General features: G+C 63.7%; 21 protein-coding genes and 1 riboswitch. Of the genes, 5 read left to right on the plus strand and 16 right to left on the minus strand.

Features of this window, described 5'->3' with window-relative positions; translation table 11 throughout:
- The first annotated feature begins 76 nt into the window (after window positions 1-76).
- Window positions 77-1,099 carry an LLM class flavin-dependent oxidoreductase gene (locus OEZ71_RS07445; protein WP_263739317.1) on the plus strand — a complete coding sequence of 341 codons (1,023 nt, stop codon included), beginning with the start codon at window positions 77-79 and terminating at the stop codon, window positions 1,097-1,099.
- Here the strand turns inward: OEZ71_RS07445 and OEZ71_RS07450 are convergent.
- From OEZ71_RS07450 to OEZ71_RS07480, 7 genes are all read right to left on the minus strand, one after another.
- The gene (locus OEZ71_RS07450; RefSeq protein WP_263739318.1) at window positions 1,092-1,991 is read right to left on the minus strand and encodes a bestrophin family protein; all 900 of its coding nucleotides are present in this window, start codon (window positions 1,989-1,991) and stop codon (window positions 1,092-1,094) included. The genes OEZ71_RS07445 and OEZ71_RS07450 overlap by 8 nt on opposite strands.
- 115 nt (window positions 1,992-2,106) lie before the next feature.
- Window positions 2,107-2,424: an antibiotic biosynthesis monooxygenase family protein gene (locus OEZ71_RS07455; RefSeq protein WP_263739319.1), complete on the minus strand. Its 318-nt coding sequence runs from the start codon at window positions 2,422-2,424 to the stop codon at window positions 2,107-2,109.
- A gap of 68 nt (window positions 2,425-2,492) precedes the next feature.
- Window positions 2,493-2,792, minus strand: a complete 300-nt coding sequence (locus OEZ71_RS07460; RefSeq protein ID WP_263739320.1) for a TFIIB-type zinc ribbon-containing protein — start codon at window positions 2,790-2,792, stop codon at window positions 2,493-2,495.
- 62 nt (window positions 2,793-2,854) lie between these two features.
- Complete coding sequence (gene parA, locus OEZ71_RS07465; protein WP_263739978.1) at window positions 2,855-3,487, minus strand: ParA family partition ATPase; 633 nt, start codon at window positions 3,485-3,487, stop codon at window positions 2,855-2,857.
- 87 nt (window positions 3,488-3,574) lie between these two features.
- The gene (locus OEZ71_RS07470) at window positions 3,575-4,270 is read right to left on the minus strand and encodes a thiamine ABC transporter ATP-binding protein (protein ID WP_263739321.1); all 696 of its coding nucleotides are present in this window, start codon (window positions 4,268-4,270) and stop codon (window positions 3,575-3,577) included.
- Window positions 4,263-5,804: a thiamine/thiamine pyrophosphate ABC transporter permease ThiP gene (locus OEZ71_RS07475; RefSeq protein ID WP_263739979.1), complete on the minus strand. Its 1,542-nt coding sequence runs from the start codon at window positions 5,802-5,804 to the stop codon at window positions 4,263-4,265. Before OEZ71_RS07475 ends, OEZ71_RS07470 begins: the two co-directional genes overlap by 8 nt.
- A 23-nt stretch (window positions 5,805-5,827) precedes the next feature.
- Window positions 5,828-6,823, minus strand: a complete 996-nt coding sequence (locus OEZ71_RS07480; RefSeq protein ID WP_263739322.1) for a thiamine ABC transporter substrate-binding protein — start codon at window positions 6,821-6,823, stop codon at window positions 5,828-5,830.
- Between the two features lie 39 nt (window positions 6,824-6,862).
- A riboswitch (TPP riboswitch) is annotated at window positions 6,863-6,970 on the minus strand.
- A 106-nt stretch (window positions 6,971-7,076) separates the two neighbouring features.
- On the opposite strand from OEZ71_RS07480, the gene OEZ71_RS07485 reads away from it, so the two are divergent.
- The 3 genes from OEZ71_RS07485 to OEZ71_RS07495 all read left to right on the plus strand — a co-directional run bounded on the left by OEZ71_RS07485 (window position 7,077) and on the right by OEZ71_RS07495 (window position 9,307).
- Window positions 7,077-7,547: a nucleoside deaminase gene (locus tag OEZ71_RS07485; protein WP_263739323.1), complete on the plus strand. Its 471-nt coding sequence runs from the start codon at window positions 7,077-7,079 to the stop codon at window positions 7,545-7,547.
- A gap of 128 nt (window positions 7,548-7,675) precedes the next feature.
- Complete coding sequence (aroC, locus tag OEZ71_RS07490) at window positions 7,676-8,779, plus strand: chorismate synthase (RefSeq protein WP_263739324.1); 1,104 nt, start codon at window positions 7,676-7,678, stop codon at window positions 8,777-8,779.
- A 42-nt stretch (window positions 8,780-8,821) separates the two neighbouring features.
- On the plus strand, window positions 8,822-9,307 hold the full coding sequence (locus OEZ71_RS07495; protein ID WP_263739325.1) for a flavodoxin family protein: 486 nt from the start codon (window positions 8,822-8,824) through the stop codon (window positions 9,305-9,307).
- A gap of 21 nt (window positions 9,308-9,328) precedes the next feature.
- On the opposite strand, the gene OEZ71_RS07500 is transcribed toward OEZ71_RS07495, so the two are convergent.
- The 9 genes from OEZ71_RS07500 to OEZ71_RS07540 form a co-directional block, all read right to left on the minus strand.
- The gene (locus tag OEZ71_RS07500) at window positions 9,329-10,270 is read right to left on the minus strand and encodes an MBL fold metallo-hydrolase (protein WP_263739326.1); all 942 of its coding nucleotides are present in this window, start codon (window positions 10,268-10,270) and stop codon (window positions 9,329-9,331) included.
- A 171-nt stretch (window positions 10,271-10,441) separates the two neighbouring features.
- On the minus strand, window positions 10,442-11,317 hold the full coding sequence (locus OEZ71_RS07505) for a DMT family transporter (RefSeq protein ID WP_263739327.1): 876 nt from the start codon (window positions 11,315-11,317) through the stop codon (window positions 10,442-10,444).
- A 20-nt stretch (window positions 11,318-11,337) separates the two neighbouring features.
- Entirely contained in the window at window positions 11,338-13,167 is a 1,830-nt protein-coding gene (gene ilvD, locus OEZ71_RS07510; protein ID WP_263739328.1) for a dihydroxy-acid dehydratase, read from the minus strand.
- Window positions 13,168-13,376: 209 nt separating this feature from the next.
- Window positions 13,377-13,664, minus strand: coding sequence for an HU family DNA-binding protein (locus OEZ71_RS07515; protein WP_263739329.1), 288 nt, complete (start codon window positions 13,662-13,664; stop codon window positions 13,377-13,379).
- 140 nt (window positions 13,665-13,804) lie between these two features.
- The gene (locus OEZ71_RS07520; RefSeq protein ID WP_263739330.1) at window positions 13,805-15,286 is read right to left on the minus strand and encodes an AMP nucleosidase; all 1,482 of its coding nucleotides are present in this window, start codon (window positions 15,284-15,286) and stop codon (window positions 13,805-13,807) included.
- A 160-nt stretch (window positions 15,287-15,446) separates the two neighbouring features.
- Window positions 15,447-16,475, minus strand: a complete 1,029-nt coding sequence (locus OEZ71_RS07525; RefSeq protein WP_263739331.1) for a sulfotransferase — start codon at window positions 16,473-16,475, stop codon at window positions 15,447-15,449.
- The gene (locus OEZ71_RS07530; protein WP_263739332.1) at window positions 16,468-16,839 is read right to left on the minus strand and encodes a hypothetical protein; all 372 of its coding nucleotides are present in this window, start codon (window positions 16,837-16,839) and stop codon (window positions 16,468-16,470) included. The genes OEZ71_RS07525 and OEZ71_RS07530 overlap by 8 nt, the downstream gene beginning before the upstream one ends.
- Window position 16,840: 1 nt before the next feature.
- A complete protein-coding gene (locus OEZ71_RS07535) occupies window positions 16,841-17,080 on the minus strand; it encodes a hypothetical protein (RefSeq protein ID WP_263739333.1) in 240 nt (79 codons plus the stop codon).
- On the minus strand, window positions 17,073-18,428 hold the full coding sequence (locus tag OEZ71_RS07540) for an arylsulfotransferase family protein (RefSeq protein ID WP_263739334.1): 1,356 nt from the start codon (window positions 18,426-18,428) through the stop codon (window positions 17,073-17,075). The genes OEZ71_RS07535 and OEZ71_RS07540 overlap by 8 nt, the downstream gene beginning before the upstream one ends.
- A gap of 161 nt (window positions 18,429-18,589) precedes the next feature.
- Here OEZ71_RS07540 and OEZ71_RS07545 point away from each other — a divergent pair, with 161 nt between their 5' ends.
- Entirely contained in the window at window positions 18,590-18,871 is a 282-nt protein-coding gene (locus OEZ71_RS07545; RefSeq protein ID WP_412175611.1) for an Rdx family protein, read from the plus strand.
- The last annotated feature ends 26 nt before the right edge of the window (window positions 18,872-18,897 follow it).

Here is an 18,897-nt window from a genome sequence, read left to right on the forward strand (position 1 = left end):
GCCTTTCATCATGTCTCTTTCGCCGCACCCGCAGTCTCGCGTAAACGAGGCAAGATAACAGACCATGAGGCCGCAGATGGCGCTGGAATTCGCGCTCGATACATTCGGGGATGTGACCTTCGGCCCGGACGGGACGCTCAAGCCACAGGATCAGGTGATCCGCGATGTGGTCGAACAGGCGGTGCTGGCCGATAAGGTCGGGGTCGATTTCATCGGACTCGGCGAGCATCATCGCGACGATTTCGCGATTTCGGCGCCCGAGACGGTTCTGGCCGCGATCGCCGCGAAGACAAGCCGCATCCGGCTTGGCACAGCCGTCACGGTCCTTTCCTCGGACGATCCGATCCGGGTCTTCCAGCGATTTTCGACGCTGAACGCCCTGTCGGAAGGGCGGGCGGAAGTGATTCTGGGACGGGGGTCCTTCACTGAAAGCTTTCCGCTCTTCGGTTTCGACCTGTCGGATTACGAGACGCTTTTCAATGAAAAGCTGGACCTTTTCACCCGGCTTCTGCGCGAAGCGCGTGTCACCTGGTCGGGAAGCATCCGGCCGCCCCTGAGAAATCAGCCGGTCTATCCATCGCTGTCGCAGCCGCTGAAGGCGTGGATCGGCGTCGGCGGCACCCCGGAATCTGTGGCGCGCGCGGTGCATTACGACCTCGCCGTCATCTTCGCCATCATCGGCGGCGCGCCGTCGCGCTTCCGCCCCTTTGTCGACCTCTACCACCGTGCCTGCGACCAGTTGGGGCGCAATCCGCAAGCCATCGCCGTGCATTCACCGGGCCATGTCGCCGACACGGACGAAGCCGCGCGGGACCAGATCTGGCCGGGATACAAGGCGCTGCACGACCGCATCGGCCGCGAGCGTGGCTGGCCGCCGACCGACCGCGCCCATTTCGACCGCGAAATAAGCCATGGATCGCTTTATGTCGGCGGCCCCGAGACGGTCGCACGCAAGATCGCGGACACTGTCAGGGCACTTGGACTTGGCCGCTTCGAGATGAAGTATTCCTCGGGCCCCATGCCCCACGACGCGCAGATGCGGTCCATCGAACTTTACGGAACACGTGTTATGCCGATGGTGCGGGACATGCTCAGCTGAGCACACCGTCCACCGGCTGAAGGGGCTGAGGGGGCTCGCGCCCCATCGCCTCGGCGACGGCGATTTCAATCACCCGGCACATCGCGTCGAGCGGCAGCCCGTTCGCGGCATCGCGGAACGGGTGTTCCAGCTCGTCACTGACAGCGTTCAGGCCGAAGAAGACATAGGCGACGATGGCGGCCACGGCCGGGGCGAAGGCGCCCGCCGTGTCGATCAGCGCGAAGGGCAGGATCAGGCAGTAAAGATGGCTCGTCCTGAGGACGAGCAGCGAATAGACGAAGGGAATGGGCGCCGATGCGAGCCTTTCGCAGCCCGCCTGCGCCAGCGCGACCGAGCCCAGCCGTTCGGCCAGCGCCCGCTGGCCGATGTCGCTGAGCCGCCCGCTTTCGGCTTCGTTCCGCAATATCCCGGCCATTGACCTCAGCGCGGCATCGGGCGGGTTGCGGTGCACGGCATGATCCATGGCCCGCCCGTCCCATGCGGCAGCACCTTCGGTCGCGTTCACCCCCCTCAGCCAGCCGCGATGCAGATGGGCGAATCCCGCCATCCCGGTCATGACCTGATCCCGCGCCGGTCCCGCGCCAAGAAAGATCAGCGTCTCGCGCCCGAGCGAGCGGGTATCGGCGATCATCTGCCCCCAGAGCTTGCGCGCCTCCCACCAGCGGTCATAGGCCGCGTTGTTGCGAAAACCGAGGAAGAGCGACAGCGCGATACCGAAAACGCCCATCGCGGCGATAGAGACATGCGGCAGGGTCAGAACATGGCGGTCGATCAGCAGCACCGCCAGCGCGAACCCGGCGAAGGCCAGAATCCGGCCAATGATCTTTGGCACGATGGAGCCCTGCATCACGAGGATGAGGTGCAATAGGCTGGGTGTTTCACGGACGATCATGGGTCACAGGATGGCTGGAACGGTTGCCTTCTCCTGCCCTGTTCCCGGCTTCCTCACCAGCGCAAAGGCGACATGTACCGCGCTGCATCCGCCGCGGGATGCGGATCGGTCCCGGTCAGAACGCGTCCATCACCTCGTACATCACCGGCTCGAACCGCGAGCAGAGCGTGGCAAGGCGGCGGTTCCTTTCGCGCATTTCGGGCGTGCGCAGCATCGCCTGAAAATCCTTGCGGTCGCGCCACTGGCTGTAATTGGCGATGCGGGTCTGGGCGTCGTTCATGTGGAGCCCCGCGCCGATGAAGCCCGGCTGATGGCGGATGAACTTGTCATAGGCGTCGCGCAGCTCGTCCATCAGGTCCTGCGCCGTGCCGGGCGTCATCTCGAAAGTGGTCAGGACGGTCTGACCGCTGAAATCCTTGGCAATTGTCGGCATGGGCTCACTCCGTTCCGGGCGCGTTCAGCTTGACTATCGCGCCCGGGGGACGGCCTGTAAACCGGTGATCAGAAGTCGAAGAGCTCCGACAGGAAGCTCTCGCGTTTTTTCCTGCGATAGCGGCGGTCGTCGTCATCGTCATCATCGTCGCGGTCCCGGCGGCGGTCATCGCGGCGCGGGGCGGGGCGCGTGTCACGCTCGGGCTCCTTCAGCGCCACGGGCGGGGCGGCATCGGCAAGGCTGCGGTCGACAATCTTGTCGAGCTCGCCCCGGTCTAGCCAGACACCCCGGCAGCTTGGGCAATAGTCGATCTCCACGCCGTTTCTTTGGGTCATCACCAGCGTCGTATGGTCGACAGGGCATTTCATCGGTCGGGTTTCTCCTTTCAAGGGTTCCCGTCCGATATGGGGGTGCCGCGCGCGGGTGCAAGTCACTCGGCAAGAAGCCGCAGGACCTCATCCGTCAGCGCGCCGACCTCTGCCGTCGCGGCGCTCTTGCCCGCCTCCATGGCGCCGAGACCCTGACCGAGCGTTTCGGCATAGACGACGCGGTTGGCCAGCCGCGCCTCAGTGACGCCCGCCGTCAGTTCGGCGGCAGCGCGGGCGACATCGTCGCCCAGCCGCGTTCCCGCCCGGGCGCGGTTCATCACCAGCCAGGTCTGCTTTCGTTCCCGCGCGGCGAGGTCAAGCACACCCTCCGTCGCCCAAAGATCGACATGGGAGGAGGCGACAGGCACCAGCACCAGATCGGCCTCGCGGAGCGCTGGCCGCAGATCGGCATCGACCTTGGGCGGCGTGTCGACGATCACCAGATCGGCCTCGCGCTTCAGTTTCTCGCATTCATAGGACACACCCCAGGCCGAGGATGTGGAAAATTCCAGCCCAGCCTCGCCCAGCCTTTCGCGCCGTGTAATGAACCAGCGGCCAAGCGAGCCCTGCGGGTCGGTGTCGAGGAGGGCGACCGACATACCCCGCCGGATCGCGGCGACGGCAATGTTAACGGCAAGCGTCGTCTTGCCCGATCCACCCTTCTGCTGGACGACCGCGATGACCTTGCCCGACATGATGCCCCCGATGCTGCGCCACGCTTTGCTGCATTGCAGCATAGGGTGATTCCCAGGGGAAAGCACGGACGAAATGTCGCAGGACCGCTATTGCCCGAGATAGGCGGCGAGAACCGGGGGCGGATTGTCCAGAAGCGCCGCCGTCGGGCGCGGCGGATGCGCGACCCCTTCGGCGACCAGAATGGTCTCGGGCGCGAAACGGCTTGCGTCTTCGGGGTCATGGCTGACCATGAGAACGGTCGCGCCGGTCTCGTCTGCGATCTCGGCCACGAGGTCCAGCATTTCCGCCTTCAGCGCGGGGCCAAGCGCCGCGAAGGGTTCGTCGAGCAGCATCAGGGGCCGCGCCCTGAGAAGCGCGCGGGCCAGCGCCACCCGGCTTTGCTGACCACCGGAGAGGGTCGCGGGCTTGCGCCCCTCTATGCCCTGAAGGCCGGTGCGGGTCAGGGCACGGGTCACGGCCTCATAGTCAGCCGGGGAGAGCCTGAGGTCGGGCCGCAGCCCGAGGCCGACATTCTGGGCGACCGTCAGGTGCGGGAAGAGGTTCTGGTCCTGAAAGAGGATCGACAGGGGCCGCTTGCCGGGCGGGGTGGCGGTGATGTCGTTACCGTCCCAGAGGATGCGACCTGACTCGGCCGGAAAGAACCCGGCGATGACCGACAGCAGGGTGGACTTGCCTGCGCCCGAGGGACCAATCACCGCAACCCTCGCGCCCTTCTCGACGCGGAAATCGGCAGCCAGACGGAAGGTATCCTGCGTGATCGTGATGTCCAGAAGTTCAAGCATCGGCGCGGCCTCCCCGGTCGAGCGTCCAGAACAGGGCAAGGCTGAGCGCAAGCAGCAGCACCGCCGCCCCAGCCGCATCCTGCATACGGTAAGCGCCCATCAACCGGTAAAGCTGCAGAGGCAGCGTTGCGCTGTCATCATCGGCAAAAAGCGCGATGACGCCGAGATCACCCATCGACAAAGCCGCCGTCAGCCCGGCGGCGAAGCCAAGGGGACGGCGCAGGCGCGGTACGATCAGGAGCTTGAGACGCGCGAGGCCGGTCAGATCGAGGCTTTGGGCGAGGTGGCCGTAATCGGCCTCCAGTTCCCGTGCGGCGGGCAGGAGGGCGCGGAGGCAGAAGGGCAAAGCCATCGCCGCATTGACCGCGACGGTGACGGCAAGCGCGATGTCGCCGGGATTGGCGAAGGGGCGCAGGAGGAGGAAGAGCCCGGTGCCGGTCACGAGGGACGAGGTGGCGAGCGGCAGCATGCCGATGGTCTCCAGCCCCCGCCGTCCGGGCCGCGCGGCGCTGGCGAGCGCCAGCGGCAGGGCCAGGACGATGGCTGCCAGAGTCGAGGCGCCCGCAACGGCGAGCGAGCGCAGGGCCGCCTGCCAGACCGGGGCGGGAAGCCCACCGATGCGCGGCAGGCCGGCCGTGACCACGGCCAGAAGGGGCATGAGCAGGAAGAGGCTCGTGAGGGTCAGCACGGCTATGTCCTGCGCCCTGAGCAGGGGGCCGTTTGCGTCCCAGCGGGCGACGGGCCGGTCAAGGCCGCTTCCAAAGCCCGATGGCAGGGTGAACCGCGCGGCCAGCAGCGCGGCGGTGGCGCAGAGCGCAAGCTGGATCGCCGCCAGCATCGCCGCGCGGCCAAGGTCGAAATCGTAGCGGAAGGACTGGTATATCGCGAGTTCCACCGTCGTCGCCTTCGGCCCGCCGCCGAGAGTGAGCGCAACGGCGAAGCTTGTCAGGCAGATCAGGAAGATCGTGACGAGAACGCCCGGCGCGCGGGCCCGCAGCATCGGATATTCCAGATGCCGGGCGATGTCGCCGGGACCGAAGCCAAGGGCTGCCGCCAGCCGGAAGCGTTCAGCCGGGATGTCGAGCCAGCCTTGGAGAAGCAGGCGGACCGCCAGTGGCAGGTTGAAGAAGACATGCGCCAGAACGACGCCCGCGAACCCGTAGATCGAGATGCGATCAAATCCCAAAGCCGCCAGACCGTCATTGAGCAGGCCAGAGCGGCCGAATACCGCGAGAATGCCCATCACCGCCACGATGACCGGCAGGATGAAGGGCGCGCCGAGAAGCGTGATCAGAAGCGCACGTCCCGGAAAGCGGCGGCGGGCCAGCGCACGGGCGGCAGGGATCGCCAGAAGAACGCTGAGCGCCGCGGAAACCGCCGCCTGCGTGAGCGTAAAGCGCAAGGCCGACCAGTCGGCGGCGCCAAGCCGGGCAAAACTCTCGGCCCGCCAGAGAACGGCGCCAAGCGTGCCCAGCGTCAGGGTAAGCACCAGCGCGGCGGCAAACGCCGCGCCGATCCGGAGCGCCCGGCTCATCGGTCGTGCCGGGCCCGGGATCGTCACTCGCTCATCACCTTCAGCCATGTGGCGATGGCGGGGTCGCGCCGCGCCTCGGCCTCTGCCTCGGGCAGGAACAGCGTCCTGTCCGGGCGGGGAAGGTTCGCGAATCCCGCAGGCAGCGCGCCCTCGAATTCCCGGGCCGGATAGGACCAGTTGGCGGTCGCGATCATGCCCTGGAAATCGTCCGACAACACGTAGTCAAGGAAGGCGTCCGCAAGGTCCGGCTGATCGGTCGCCCCGATCTTCGCGACCAGTTCGGTCATGAAGTAATGGCCCTCGGGGAAGATGGCGGCGGCCTTCGTCTCATCTTCTTCGGCGATGATGTGGTAGGCGGGCGATGTTGTGAACGACAGCACCATGTCCGCCTCGCCGGAGGTGAAGAGGCCGTAAGCCTCCGACCAGCCGGGCGTGACGGTCAGGATCTTCGGCTTCAGCTTGCGCCAGGCATCCTCGGCACCGTCGCCAAAGACCTCGGAAATCCAGAGGACGAGCGCAAGGCCGGAAACCGAGCTGCGCGGGTCCTGAATGACGATCTTCACCTCATCGGGCATGTCGAGCAGGTCGGCAAAGCTTGCCGGGGGCGTATCCAGCCGGGTCTTGTCATAGACGAACGCGGTTTCGCCCCAGTTGAAGGGCACGAAGGTGTCGTCGTCCCATGCCACCGGCAGGGTCAGGCCAGACAGGTCCTTGCCATGCACGGCAAAAAGGCCCGTGGCGCGGGCGGCGGCCGTCTGGTCGGTCGTCAGGCCGATGACCGCATCGGCCTCGGTCCCCTCGCCTTCCAGCTTCAGCCGCGACATCACGTCGCCGGTGACGAATTTCAGGTCGCAGGCGCATTGCGCCTCGAATCCCGCTTCGATCGCCGGGCCCGGGCCCCATTCCGATCCGAAATAATCCGGCGCATAGACGATCAGTTCGGGTGTGTCGGCAGCCAGCACGTTGCTGGCGGCAAGACATCCCGCGATCATCAGGGCCGGAGACAGTGTATGTTTCATCTCTCGTCCTCCAATGGTCAGGCGGGCGGAGATGGTGTGGCATGAGTGCCTGACCTTCCCTCCGCCGGTTCTAACCGGTTCAGGTTCAACGGGTTCGCTTGCGCATCTCAGTCACGGATCAGATCCGGGACACCCCGAGGTGAGGCGGAACCTACAGATGAGAACCGCTGTTCGCAAGATCACTTGATGATGTAACATCGGTCTCAATCGGACGGTCGCCCGAACGGACGACTGACGCGCTATGGGGGCGAACATGCGCAGTGACATCGACTATCTGCGACTTGCGGTGGAGATCGCCGCAACGAGCCGCGCCAGCGGCAATCATCCGTTTGGCGCACTTCTTGTCGGACCGAACGGGGACGTCCTGCTTTCCTCGGGCAATACCTATTCGAAGGATCGGGGCGTCGGCCATGCCGAAACCAACGTGGCGCGTGCGGCGGCCCGGACCTACGAGCCGGAATTTCTGGAAAAATGCACGCTCGTGACCTCGGTCGAGCCGTGCTGCATGTGCGCCGGGGCGTGCTATTGGACGGGCATCGGGGCCGTGGTCTATGGACTCACGGAAAAACGGCTGGCAGAACTGACCGGCGACAACCCCGAAAACCTGACGCTGGACCTGAGCTGCCATCAGGTTTTCGCCGCCGGTCAACGCCCGGTAACGGTGCGCGGCCCGTTTCCCGAGATCGAAGACGAGATCGTGAAGGACCATCTGGGCTTCTGGTAGCGGGCCAGTCATCCATTGCGCCGGAACCCGGCTGACCGACAATTGACCGCAGCGCAGGGCGAGACCTCCGAGAATGCTTGAGTGCTGACGCGCGCTTCGCTAGACCGCAGGGGCAAAGGAGCGCGTCCATGAGCCTGAACACCTACGGTCATCTTTTCCGCGTCACGACCTGGGGCGAAAGCCACGGGCCCGCGCTTGGCGCGACGGTCGATGGCTGCCCGCCCGGCGTGGCGCTGGAAGAGGCGATGTTGCAGCACTGGCTGGACCGCCGCAAGCCCGGGCAGAACAAGTACACGACGCAGCGGCGGGAGCCGGATGCGGTGCGTATTCTCTCGGGTGTCTATGAGGGGCGGACGACGGGAACGCCCATCCAGCTGATGATCGAGAACACCGACCAGCGGTCGAAGGATTACGGCGATATCGCGCAGAAGTTCCGGCCCGGTCATGCAGACATCACCTATCACCAGAAATACGGTTTGCGCGATCCGCGCGGCGGTGGACGGTCCTCGGCCCGCGAGACGGCGGCGCGGGTGGCGGCCGGCGGCGTGGCGCGCGCGGCATTGAAGATGCTGGCGCCGGAGGTCCGCATCACCGGCTATATGGTGCAGATGGGGCGGCTGAAGGCTGACCGCGACCGCTTCGATATGGCGGAGGTTGAGCAGAACCCCTTCTGGTGCCCCGATGCGACGGCTGCGGCGATCTGGGTCGAGCATCTGGACGAGTTGCGCAAATCCGGCAATTCCGTCGGCGCGGTCGTGGAGGTCATGGCCTCGGGCGTGCCCGCAGGCCTCGGTGCGCCAGTCTACGGCAAGCTAGACACCGATCTCGCAGCCGCGATGATGTCAATCAACGCGGTCAAGGGGGTGGAGATCGGCGCGGGCATGGCGGCGGCCGAATTGACTGGCGTCGAGAATGCCGATGAGATCTTCATGGGCAATGACGGCAGGCCGCGCTTCAGTTCCAACCATGCGGGCGGCATTCTGGGCGGCATTTCGACCGGGCAGGATGTGGTTGTGCGCTTTGCCGTCAAGCCGACCTCGTCGATCCTGACGCCGAGGAAGACTATCACGGTTGCGGGCGAGGAGGCCGAGATCATCACCAAGGGCCGCCATGACCCTTGCGTCGGCATCCGCGCCGTGCCGGTGGGCGAGGCGATGATGGCTTGCGTGATCCTCGATCACTTGCTGCTCGACCGGGGCCAGACCGGCGGCCAGCGCGGCGCGATCGGCTGAACGTCACGGGTGGCACGACTGCCCATGTCAGGAAGGTGAGAGATGGCCGAACTTCTCATCGTCTACCACTCGCGGACCGGTGGCAGTCGGCAAATGGCCGAGGCCGCAGCGGCGGCCGCGCGGGACGAGACGACGACCGTTCTCAAGACCGCCGATGCGGCCGGGCCGGATGACCTTCTGCAAGCGGATGGCTACATCTTCTGCGCGCCCGAAAACCTTGCCGCCTTGTCCGGCGTGATGAAGGATTTCTTTGACCGCTGCTATTACCCGGTGCTGGGCCGCATCGAGGGCCGCCCCTATGCCCTGATGATCTGCGCAGGCTCGGATGGTGAGAATGCCGCCCGTCAGACCGCGCGGATCGCCACGGGCTGGCGGCTGAAACAGGTGCAGCCGCCGCTGATCATCTGCACCCACGCCCAGACGCCCGAGGCAATCCTCGCCGAGAAGCACATCCCGGATGACGATCTCGACCGCTGCCGCGAGCTCGGCGCGGCCCTCGCGGCGGGTCTTGATCTGGGTGTGTTCTGATGCGGCGGACGCCTGCCTCGCTTAAGGCAGGCTGCGGTAAATCATCTTCACGAACCATTTCCGTGCAACACCGTAACGCTGCCAAGAGACCGGCCAGTCATGCGCGGGATAGGTCAGGATGATCAGTTTCTGCGACAGGCCAAGCCCCTTGCGGAACGCGACCGCATCGCGGACCCCTGCAAGCCGGTCACGAGTTTCGATCAACCGCGTCCTGTCGCCAACTGGCCCGTGCCCGGGCGCGATAATGGACTCATCGTCGGTCATCGCTATAAGCTGCCCCATTCCAGCCAGATAACCATCAATCGAGCGTCCCTTGTCAGTGGCGATATAGGGCAGGCCTTCATTGATGAAGAGATCGCCTGCCGCGATCACGTTGGCCTCGACGAACCGTACGACGGCATCGCCCTCGCTATGCGCGTCGGGAACCTCGATGATCTCTACCGTATGGGGCCCGAACCTGATCCGGTAGCTGCCGTCAAAGACGATATCGGGCACTGTGCCTGAGGGCGGCGGTCCACTCCGCCCACTCGCCGCATCGTCTTCCCGGATACGTTCGGCAGCCAGCCGCGTAGCGATAACCTCAGCGCCGTCCCGCGCAAAAAACGCGTTGCCGCTGATATGGTCACCGTGTGGATGCGTGTTGATGATATAACGCACGGGCAGGTCCGTAAGCGTGTCGAGCGCGGCCTGAACCCGCTCCAGATCCGGCGGCTCGTTACTGTCCACGAGCAGGACCCCGTCCCCACCGATCACCGCGACCACGTTCCTGCCGGACGCACCGATCAGGAAGATTCCGTGCCGCAGAGGCGTAACCTGCGCCGGTCCCGTCAGCCCGTCGGGAATGCCTTTCCCCTCGCGGTTGGCCAGAACATCATCCAGGTCGTAAAGCCAATAGGAGACCCCGAGATGCGCAATAACCAGCACGGTCAGCAACACCGCAATGCGGATCAGTCTGCGCAGCATTGTCATCTGTCGGAACATGATCCTGGAACCTCTCTTTGGCCGGGTATACCCGTCGAACCTAGGGTATGGGCGCTCCGCGCCGGGCGTCAAAGCATTTTCCCACGGCCCGCCCCGGAGCGACACGATTGCCTGGAACGCTGGCCAATGTGTAAGACCATGCGCCGCGCGCCCCTACCCAGCCGTCGCGCCGACCTTGGAAAGCTGCACGGCAAGAATGCCCGCCGCGACAATCACGACGCCGACGATATCGGCCACGCCGATCTGCTCGCTTAGCAGAACCGCCGCGACCGCCACACCGAAGAACGGGTTGAGGAAATGGTAGGTCGCGGCGCGCACCGCGCCGATCCGGTCCACAAGGCGGAACCAGACCCATGTCGCGATCAGGCCCGGCACCAATGTCGTATAGACGAACGCAAGACCAAGGCGCGGGGTCCAGTTGACCTGCCAGCTTTCGGTAAGCATCGCAGCAACGGCCAGTATCCCCGCACCGACGAACATCTGCAGCCCGACGATCATCAGCACGTTGCCCTTCGACGATGCCCCCCGCACCGTCAGCGTCGCGACCGCGAGTGCCAGCGCACCGATGCCGCACAATATGAGGCCAGGAATGCTGACCCCGCCCGAAAAGCGCGACCCCATGATGATTGCCACCCCGATCACGCCCGCGATCAGCCCGGCAATGCCGAGGGGCCGCACCTTCTGCCCCATGAAAAGCCAGCCGAGAAGCGCCACCAGCAGAGGCATGGTCGAAGCGATGATCGCCGCCAGCGACGCCTCGATCCACTGCATGGCGACGAAATTCAGGCCCAGATAGAGCGCGTTCTGGCAGAGGCCGAAGATGGCGACGGACCGCCACTGTCCCCGGCTCAGATGCCAGCTTTGCCCCATGGCCCGGGCGATGGCGACGCCGATCAGGCCCGAGATCAGGAAGCGCAGGCTGAGCGCCGTCAGGGGCGGCGCATCGGCGACGATCATCCGCGCCGAGGTGAAGGCCGAGGACCACATGAGGGCAAAAGCCAGCCCCATGAAGATCGAGCGGATGTCCATGGGGTCGCCCTTGCCTTTCGTCAGATGTTGCGCACCGCGCCTTTGGAGGCACTCGTCGTCAGCGCGGCGTAGGCGCGAAGAGCGGCTGAAACCTTGCGCTTCCGGGGCGCTTCGGGCTGCCAGCCCTTCGCGTCCTGCGCCTTGCGGCGCTCGGCCAGCACGGCGTCATCGACCGCGAGATGGATGCGACGGTTCGGGATGTCGATTTCGATCGTGTCACCCTGTTCAACGAGGCCGATCGCCCCGCCCTCGGCCGCCTCGGGCGAGACGTGGCCGATGCACAGGCCCGAAGACCCGCCCGAAAACCGCCCGTCGGTGACCAGCGCGCAGACCTTCCCAAGCCCCTTCGATTTCAGATACGAGGTCGGGTATAGCATCTCCTGCATCCCCGGCCCGCCGCGCGGCCCTTCATAGCGGATCAGCACGACCTCGCCCGGCTTGACCTTGCCGTTGAGGATACCGAGAACGGCGTCATCCTGGCTTTCGAAGATATGCGCGGTACCGGTGAATTTCAGGATCGATTCGTCGACACCCGCCGTCTTCACGATGCAGCCCTCTTCGGCGATGTTCCCGTAAAGGACGGCCAGCCCGCCATCCTTGGAAAACGCATGTTCGGCCGCGCGGATCACGCCTGCCTTGCGGTCGCGATCGAGTTCCTTGTAGCGGTTCTGAGTCGAAAAGGCCTGCGTGGTTCGCACGCCACCCGGGGCTGCGCGATAGAAGGTATCGACCGCATCGTCATTGGCGGTGACCACGTCCCATTTCTGGATCGCCTCGCCCATCGTGTCACTGTGGATCGTGCGCGCGTCCATGTGCAGCAGGCCCGCGCGCCCCATCTCGCCGAGGATACCCATGATGCCGCCCGCGCGGTGGACATCCTCCATATGCACGTCCTGCTTGGCGGGTGCCACCTTGCAGAGCACCGGCACCTTGCGGCTGAGCCGGTCGATATCCTCCATGGTGAAATTCACCCCGCCCTCATGGGCGATGGCCAGAAGGTGCAGAACCGTGTTGGTCGACCCGCCCATGGCGATATCGAGGCTCATCGCGTTTTCGAACGCCTCGAAGGTCGCGATATCGCGCGGCAGCAGGCCCTTGTCCTCCACCTCGTAATGGCGCCGGGCAACCTCGACAATGGTGCGCCCCGCTTGCAGGAACAGGGCCTTGCGGTCGGCATGGGTGGCGAGCATCGACCCGTTGCCCGGCAACGCCAGACCCAGCGCCTCGGCCAGACAGTTCATCGAATTGGCGGTGAACATGCCCGAGCATGACCCGCAGGTCGGGCAGGCGGCCTTTTCGATCTCCAGGACCTGCTCGTCGGTATAGCTGTCATCGGCGGCCACGATCATCGCATCGACCAGATCAAGGTCATGGTCGATCACGTCGGGGCTGATCTTGCCCGCCTCCATCGGCCCGCCGGAAACGAAGATTGCCGGGATATTCAGCCGCATCGCCGCCATCAGCATACCCGGCGTGATCTTGTCGCAGTTGGAGATACAGACCATCGCATCGGCGCAGTGCGCGTTGACCATGTATTCTACGCTGTCGGCGATCACCTCGCGCGAGGGCAGCGAATAGAGCATACCATCATGGCCCATCGCGATGCCGTCATCGACAGCGATTGTGTTGAACTCCTTGGCGACACCGCCCGCGGCTTCCACCTCGCGCGCCACCATCTGACCAAGGTCCTTCAGATGCACATGGCCGGGCACGAACTGGGTAAACGAGTTCACGATGGCGATGATCGGCTTGTTCCAGTCGCTGTCGGTCATCCCGGTCGCGCGCCAAAGGCCGCGCGCGCCAGCCATGTTACGTCCGTGCGTGGTGGTGCGAGAGCGATATGCGGGCATGGTCGTTCCTCCTGAAGCGGCGCGACACTAGCCGAGGAACCTGAGGGTTTCCATGCCGAAACGCATGATTTGATAAGCCGCACGAAAATTTTGGCCATATCCGGAATGCGCCCAAGGAAAGACGGTTCGCCGCCTGAGGCGGATTGACGGTGCCAAAAACAAAGACCGCCCAAAGGGGCGGTCTTGCTAAAAAAAGACTTGGAAAGGTATCAGCCGTTCACGCTGTCCTTCAGCGCCTTGGCGATGGAAACCTTCACGACCTTGTCGGCGGGCTTCATCATCGTCTCACCGGTGGCCGGGTTGCGGACCTGGCGCTCGGGACGGGCGCGGCACTGGACCTTGCCGATGCCCGGCAGGGTGACGGCACCGCCGCCAGCGACTTCGCGGGTTACAACGGCCGAGATTGCGTCGAGAGCCGCCGAGGCGGTTTTCTTGTCCGAGCCCATCTCTTCGGCCAGAGCGGCGACGAGCTGGGTCTTGGTCATCGGTTTGGACATATCTGTCTCCTCACTGTGCCCCGTCGGTTGGGGTAATCCTGCGCCATTTAGCGTCATGTAGTGTTGCTACACAATCTTTTGTGGCCTCTGGCAAGCGTTTTCCGCTTGTTTGTGCGTTTTTTTGCCCTTTCCGTGGGGTCTCAGAGGAAAGCGGTCTCTTCAAAGCTGCGCAACTTGCGGCTGTGGATACGCTCCAGCGGCATTTCGCGCAAGCGCTCCATGGCGCGAATCCCGATCAGAAGGTGGCGGTTGACCTGGGTGCGGTAGAAATCCGTGGCCATGCCGGGCAGCTTCAACTCGCCATGCAGCGGCTTGTCCGAAACGCAGAGGAGCGTGCCATAGGGCACCCGGAAACGGAAACCATTGGCCGCGATCGTCGCGCTTTCCATGTCGAGAGCGATGGCGCGCGACTGGCTGAGACGCTGCACCGGGCCGGTCTGGTCGCGCAGTTCCCAGTTGCGGTTGTCGACCGTGGCGACGGTGCCTGTCCGCATGATGCGCTTGAGCTCAAATCCGTCGATCTCGGACACTTCGGCGACGGCTTCCTGAAGCGCGATCTGGATTTCCGCCAATGCGGGCACCGGCACCCAGACCGGCAGATCGTCATCCAGCACCTTGTCTTCCCGCAGATAGGCATGGGCGAGCACGAAATCGCCAAGCGACTGGCTGTTCCGTAAGCCCGCGCAATGGCCGACCATCAGCCAGGCATGGGGACGCAGAACCGCGATATGGTCAGTCGCCGTTTTAGCGTTCGACGGGCCCACCCCGATATTCACGAGCGTGATCCCCTGCCCGCCGCGCCGCTTGAGGTGATAGGTCGGCATCTGCGGCAGTTTCGGCAGTTGCGGGATGTCGCCGTCTTCGGCCGTGATTTCGTGGTTCCCGGGTGCGACGAAGGCGGTGTAGCCCGAGGCCGGATCGCCCAGCGCCTTGCGGGCGAAGGCCTCGAACTCATCCACGTAGAACTGGTAGTTGGTGAAGAGGACGTGGTTCTGGAAATGCACCGGATCGGTCGCGGTGTAATGCGCGAGACGCGCCAACGAATAATCCACCCGCTGCGCTGTAAAGGGTGCAAGGTGCCCCGATCCGTCGGCATTGAGCGCGGCGGTGCCGTTGACGATGTCGTCGTTGGTCGTCGCCAGATCCGGCACGTCAAAAACGTCGCGAAGCGGAAAATCCAGCACGCCCTCCTGCGGCACCGAAATCGCCGGGTTTGACGCAACGGCGAAATGGATCGGGATCGGCGTAGCGCTGGGGCCGACGATGACCGGTACGCCATGGTTCTGAATCAACAGGTCCAGTTGCTGGACAAGATAATTCCGGAACAGGTCCGGTCGGGTGACCGTCGCGGCATATGTGCCCGGTATGGCAACATGGCCGAAGCTGAGGCGGCTGTCGGCCTTGGCATGGCTGGTCGTGGTGATCCGAACCTCGGGGTAAAAGGCGCGGACCCGGGCCTTGGGGCGCGCACCCGCGACGGTTTCGCTGAACTTGTCAAACAGGAACCGCGTCGCTTGGGTGTAAAGCGCCTCCAGCCGCGACACCGCCGCCTCGGCATCTGTAAAGGCCTCGGGTGCTGCGACCTGCGGCATCAGGACCGGTAATTCGCCTTGTGCGTTCATGCGTAAAGCTCCGCTAAGATCCGGCGCGACGGGTCGGGATAAGGGATGTGGGGCTGGCTTCGGTCTGACATGCCGAAATCTGGCAGATCGGCCCAGCGCCCGCAAGGCCGGACGCAGACGTATGGTGGGTTTAAACCCACCTTACCGGAAGGATTGGCAGTTACGTGCCAAGCCCAAGTGTCGCGAAGCCGCGATCGGAAAGGCGCGCATGCAGCGCCTCGGCCTCGGCGGCCAGACCGGCATCATGCGCCTCCGGCGCGCGGTCGGCGACCGGGCGCAATTCCTGCGGCATATCGGGCGCTACACCGATCCGCTTTGCCACGGCCTGCCAGACGGCGGGATCCGAACTCAACGCCTCATAGGGCACGAAGGTCACGTTCCCGGCGGCGGCTTCGACCGGGTCGAGTGCCGAATAGGCCGCGATCCAGACGCGCAGCCAGTAATCCATGCTGCCCGGATCGCCCTCGGGCCGACCACCGAACAGGAAGGGCCTGTGCGTCGCACCGAATTCATGGTGGCCAAGCCATGTCATGTAATCGCGGATGAAGGGATCGGCATCGAGAAAGCGCTGATGCTGTCCCAGAAGGCTCGCCGCGTGGTCAAGCGGGCGGCGCAGCGGTACGAGAAATTCGGCCTCAGGCATGGCCTTGGCCAGCGTTCCGAGCCGCAGGATGTTGTTGTTGTTCTTCGAAACATAGCGGGTCTTGCCGGTTTTTTTCAGCACCAGCCGGATCATGTCGCGGTACCCTGAGATCAAATCGGCATCAGGGCCGTGCACCTTCAACCCGTCCGCACCGATATAGCTCTTGCCGTCGAAGATGCGCCAATAGACCTCGTCCAGCGCCTCGGGGCTCTGGGTATCGACCTCGATCCCGTCGCCATGGGCTCGTTCGGCCTTCACACCGGGCTTGTGTCCCTTGCGGCTGAGCTTCGCCCAAAGGTTCGGGGCCAGCACGAAGGGCATGTCGGCATAGGTGAGAGAACCGAATTCGCCGGTGCGATGAATCTCGCGCATCAGGATTGTCGTGCCCGCGCGGGCAAGGCCGGTGACGAAGACATGGCGGCCGGTATCTTCGGGGGCCGCCTTCAGATGCATGCCGCGTTCCATGTCATGCATCATCTCGGCCGTGGCAGGCGATGCCAGCGCCAGCCGGTGCAGCATCCGGTCGAGCGCGGAATAGTCAGACACGCTTCACCTTGAGCCGGATCCAGATGTACAGGATAGAGACGACACACAGGGCGCCGATCACCGAAGGGCGCAGAAGCGCTTCACCCCATGCCGCCATGCCGCCGGGAAAGGCGAGGCCAAGAAGCACCACCGGCGCAAGCGCCAGCATCAACATCAGAAAGAACTGGATTGAGCCTTTGCCGATCACCCAGGAATAGGAAGGCAGAATCCTTTCCTTCCAATGATCCGAGATGCGCTTGCTCTTCAACACCCGCCCGGATTTCTGCGCCGTCGTCGTGACCTTGCGGATCACCGGCAAAAGCGGCAGGCGGAGAAAAGCCTCGCTGGCAAGGACGCCGGCGAGGACGACAAAGAGCCAGATCATCTTATTCCGCGGGCTCGCCGCCGCCCGATCCTTTGGCCGCCTTTGCCTTGCGGTTCTTCATCATCCGTTTGATCGGATAATAAAGCACGGCGACAATCGCGAGGAAGATCGACCCAATCACGCCGATAACCGCCGCGATCGCCCCCGCGCCGACACCCGGGCCGATATAGGCCATCGCCATCTGTGGCGACAACAGGATCGCCGCGGCAAGTGTTACGATCAGAACTTCGCGCTTAACCATTGCAGTCTACCTTTTGAAGTACCTTCACCAATGCGTCTCCGACAGTTGGCTCAATGTAGCGGCTCCAAGCCATTACGTAAACTTGCCCGTCATCCGCCCGATTCAGAAATTGCCCCAGAACCGCACCATCCTTGTCCATGATCAGAAGTCTTCCGCTGTGCGTCTCCTCAACCATGAGATTTCCGTCTGGAAGCAACTGAGCCAGGCCCTCGAAAGTCGTCTCGATGTCAAGCCTTCTGAAAGACTCCCGCCACGGCATGGTGACTTCTCCATTTGAAAAGTCATAGATCATCACGTCCACGGCGTCCTCAACACGCGTTCCCGAACCGTAATTCCTTGTGTTGTTACTGAAAACCGAGATCCGGTGGTCGTCGAGTATGTCAACGTCATGCTGTTTCAGCCACGGCCCATCCTTCATCCAGAGAATCTCGTCGCTGGAAGGCCGGTAAAGCATGATGATTGACGGTTCGCGCAAGCTGAGGAACAGATCGCCTTTCTTCCAATGGGGCCCATCTTTGAGAACAGGTTGAATGTCATTCAGGTGTAAAGGGTCGTCGATGTACTGGTTGACCGGAAACAATCGACCAAAATGGCCAAGACTTTCAAAAACCTCGGCGAGGTCAATGAGCTCGACGAGATGTCCGTCAGCCGACACGCGTGCAAGCGAATCATTGCTGAACGGCTCGGCCCAGCGGCTATCCGGCTTTAGATCCGGATGGGCCACAAGCCAGTAATCGCCATTCGCATCCACTTCCGTAGAATGCGAAAACACGCTCTTTGAGAACGCCCAGAGTGGGCGAGAACAAGCGTCGGTCCGAATAAGCGGGCTGTCGTGGTTCTTTATGGTCAGGCCGCCGTCGCTATGAATAAATGGATGGACGAACCGAAAGTAAGGCTGGGCCCAGTTCAATTTCTCGGCGTTTTCCGGAAGCTCCTTCACCACTGCAAGGAGTTCCTCCACATCCGGCAGCCATGTATGTACGACCGCCATGTCGCTCAGATCGACGAGTTCGACCACCGCGCGCTGCCTATTTCCGTCGATGCGGCTCAGCAGCACGTAACCATCCAAAGCTCCGGGCCGCCCGACCTCGCCGAAGGACCAGCCGCTCGGAATCTCGTTAAAGCGCTTTGACCAGCGATAGATTCTGGAATCGGGTTCGCGTAGTCGCTTCAAGACGAGCGGCAGTTCGGCCAGCCCATGCGCAGCGGCGCCAACACCACCCGCAAACGAAGACCCGCGCTCGCGCAACAGGACAAGTCCGCCGAAGGCGATAAGCCCCAAAAGGCCAACCAGGGCAAACAGGCACAATATCCAAGCTTCGATACGCGCGAACAGAAATCTCTTCATAAAACCGGACCACAACGTCTAGTAAGGCTGCTACTGTCATTGCGGCCATGAGATGAAGAAAACCAAAGGACGTCAATAGCAGGGCACTTTTTCCGGGTACAATCAGGGTCCCCGGCAGAAGTCGCTGAACGAAACCCGCACGGAGGAAGAGATTGTCAACGGTGAACGCTCAAATCTCGATCACCTACTGCACCGGCTGCAACTGGCTCTTGCGATCCGGGTGGATGGCGCAGGAGCTTTTGTCGACCTTTGGCACCGATATCGGCAGCGTGACGCTGATCCCCGGAACCGGCGGCATCTTCGAAATCCGGGTCGGGGATGAGCTGGTCTGGGAACGCAAGCGCGACGGCGGCTTTCCAGACGTGAAGGTACTGAAGCAGATGATCCGCGACCGGATCGACCCGGATCGCGATCTGGGCCATATCGACCGCGCGAAGGGCTGATCAACAGCCCCTTCGCATCGTTTTTC

Origin of the sequence: Albidovulum litorale (assembly GCF_025751495.1) — a bacterium.
In the GTDB taxonomy this organism is placed as follows: domain Bacteria; phylum Pseudomonadota; class Alphaproteobacteria; order Rhodobacterales; family Rhodobacteraceae; genus Albidovulum; species Albidovulum litorale.

Excerpts from the sequence above, each read along its gene's own strand:
- OEZ71_RS07515 (WP_263739329.1), bottom strand. The coding sequence starts at position 13,664 with ATGTCCAAACCGATGACCAAGACCCAGCTCGTCGCCGCTCTGGCCGAA.
- OEZ71_RS07500 (WP_263739326.1), bottom strand. The coding sequence starts at position 10,270 with ATGCTGCGCAGACTGATCCGCATTGCGGTGTTGCTGACCGTGCTGGTT.
- OEZ71_RS07475 (WP_263739979.1), bottom strand. The coding sequence starts at position 5,804 with ATGAGCCGGGCGCTCCGGATCGGCGCGGCGTTTGCCGCCGCGCTGGTG.
- parA (WP_263739978.1), bottom strand. The coding sequence starts at position 3,487 with ATGTCGGGCAAGGTCATCGCGGTCGTCCAGCAGAAGGGTGGATCGGGC.
- OEZ71_RS07530 (WP_263739332.1), bottom strand. The coding sequence starts at position 16,839 with ATGATCTGGCTCTTTGTCGTCCTCGCCGGCGTCCTTGCCAGCGAGGCT.
- OEZ71_RS07540 (WP_263739334.1), bottom strand. The coding sequence starts at position 18,428 with ATGAAGAGATTTCTGTTCGCGCGTATCGAAGCTTGGATATTGTGCCTG.
- OEZ71_RS07470 (WP_263739321.1), bottom strand. The coding sequence starts at position 4,270 with ATGCTTGAACTTCTGGACATCACGATCACGCAGGATACCTTCCGTCTG.
- OEZ71_RS07445 (WP_263739317.1), top strand. The coding sequence starts at position 77 with ATGGCGCTGGAATTCGCGCTCGATACATTCGGGGATGTGACCTTCGGC.
- OEZ71_RS07455 (WP_263739319.1), bottom strand. The coding sequence starts at position 2,424 with ATGCCGACAATTGCCAAGGATTTCAGCGGTCAGACCGTCCTGACCACT.
- OEZ71_RS07520 (WP_263739330.1), bottom strand. The coding sequence starts at position 15,286 with ATGAACGCACAAGGCGAATTACCGGTCCTGATGCCGCAGGTCGCAGCA.
- OEZ71_RS07535 (WP_263739333.1), bottom strand. The coding sequence starts at position 17,080 with ATGGTTAAGCGCGAAGTTCTGATCGTAACACTTGCCGCGGCGATCCTG.
- OEZ71_RS07485 (WP_263739323.1), top strand. The coding sequence starts at position 7,077 with ATGCGCAGTGACATCGACTATCTGCGACTTGCGGTGGAGATCGCCGCA.
- OEZ71_RS07505 (WP_263739327.1), bottom strand. The coding sequence starts at position 11,317 with ATGGACATCCGCTCGATCTTCATGGGGCTGGCTTTTGCCCTCATGTGG.
- OEZ71_RS07480 (WP_263739322.1), bottom strand. The coding sequence starts at position 6,823 with ATGAAACATACACTGTCTCCGGCCCTGATGATCGCGGGATGTCTTGCC.
- OEZ71_RS07460 (WP_263739320.1), bottom strand. The coding sequence starts at position 2,792 with ATGAAATGCCCTGTCGACCATACGACGCTGGTGATGACCCAAAGAAAC.
- OEZ71_RS07450 (WP_263739318.1), bottom strand. The coding sequence starts at position 1,991 with ATGATCGTCCGTGAAACACCCAGCCTATTGCACCTCATCCTCGTGATG.
- ilvD (WP_263739328.1), bottom strand. The coding sequence starts at position 13,167 with ATGCCCGCATATCGCTCTCGCACCACCACGCACGGACGTAACATGGCT.
- aroC (WP_263739324.1), top strand. The coding sequence starts at position 7,676 with ATGAGCCTGAACACCTACGGTCATCTTTTCCGCGTCACGACCTGGGGC.
- OEZ71_RS07495 (WP_263739325.1), top strand. The coding sequence starts at position 8,822 with ATGGCCGAACTTCTCATCGTCTACCACTCGCGGACCGGTGGCAGTCGG.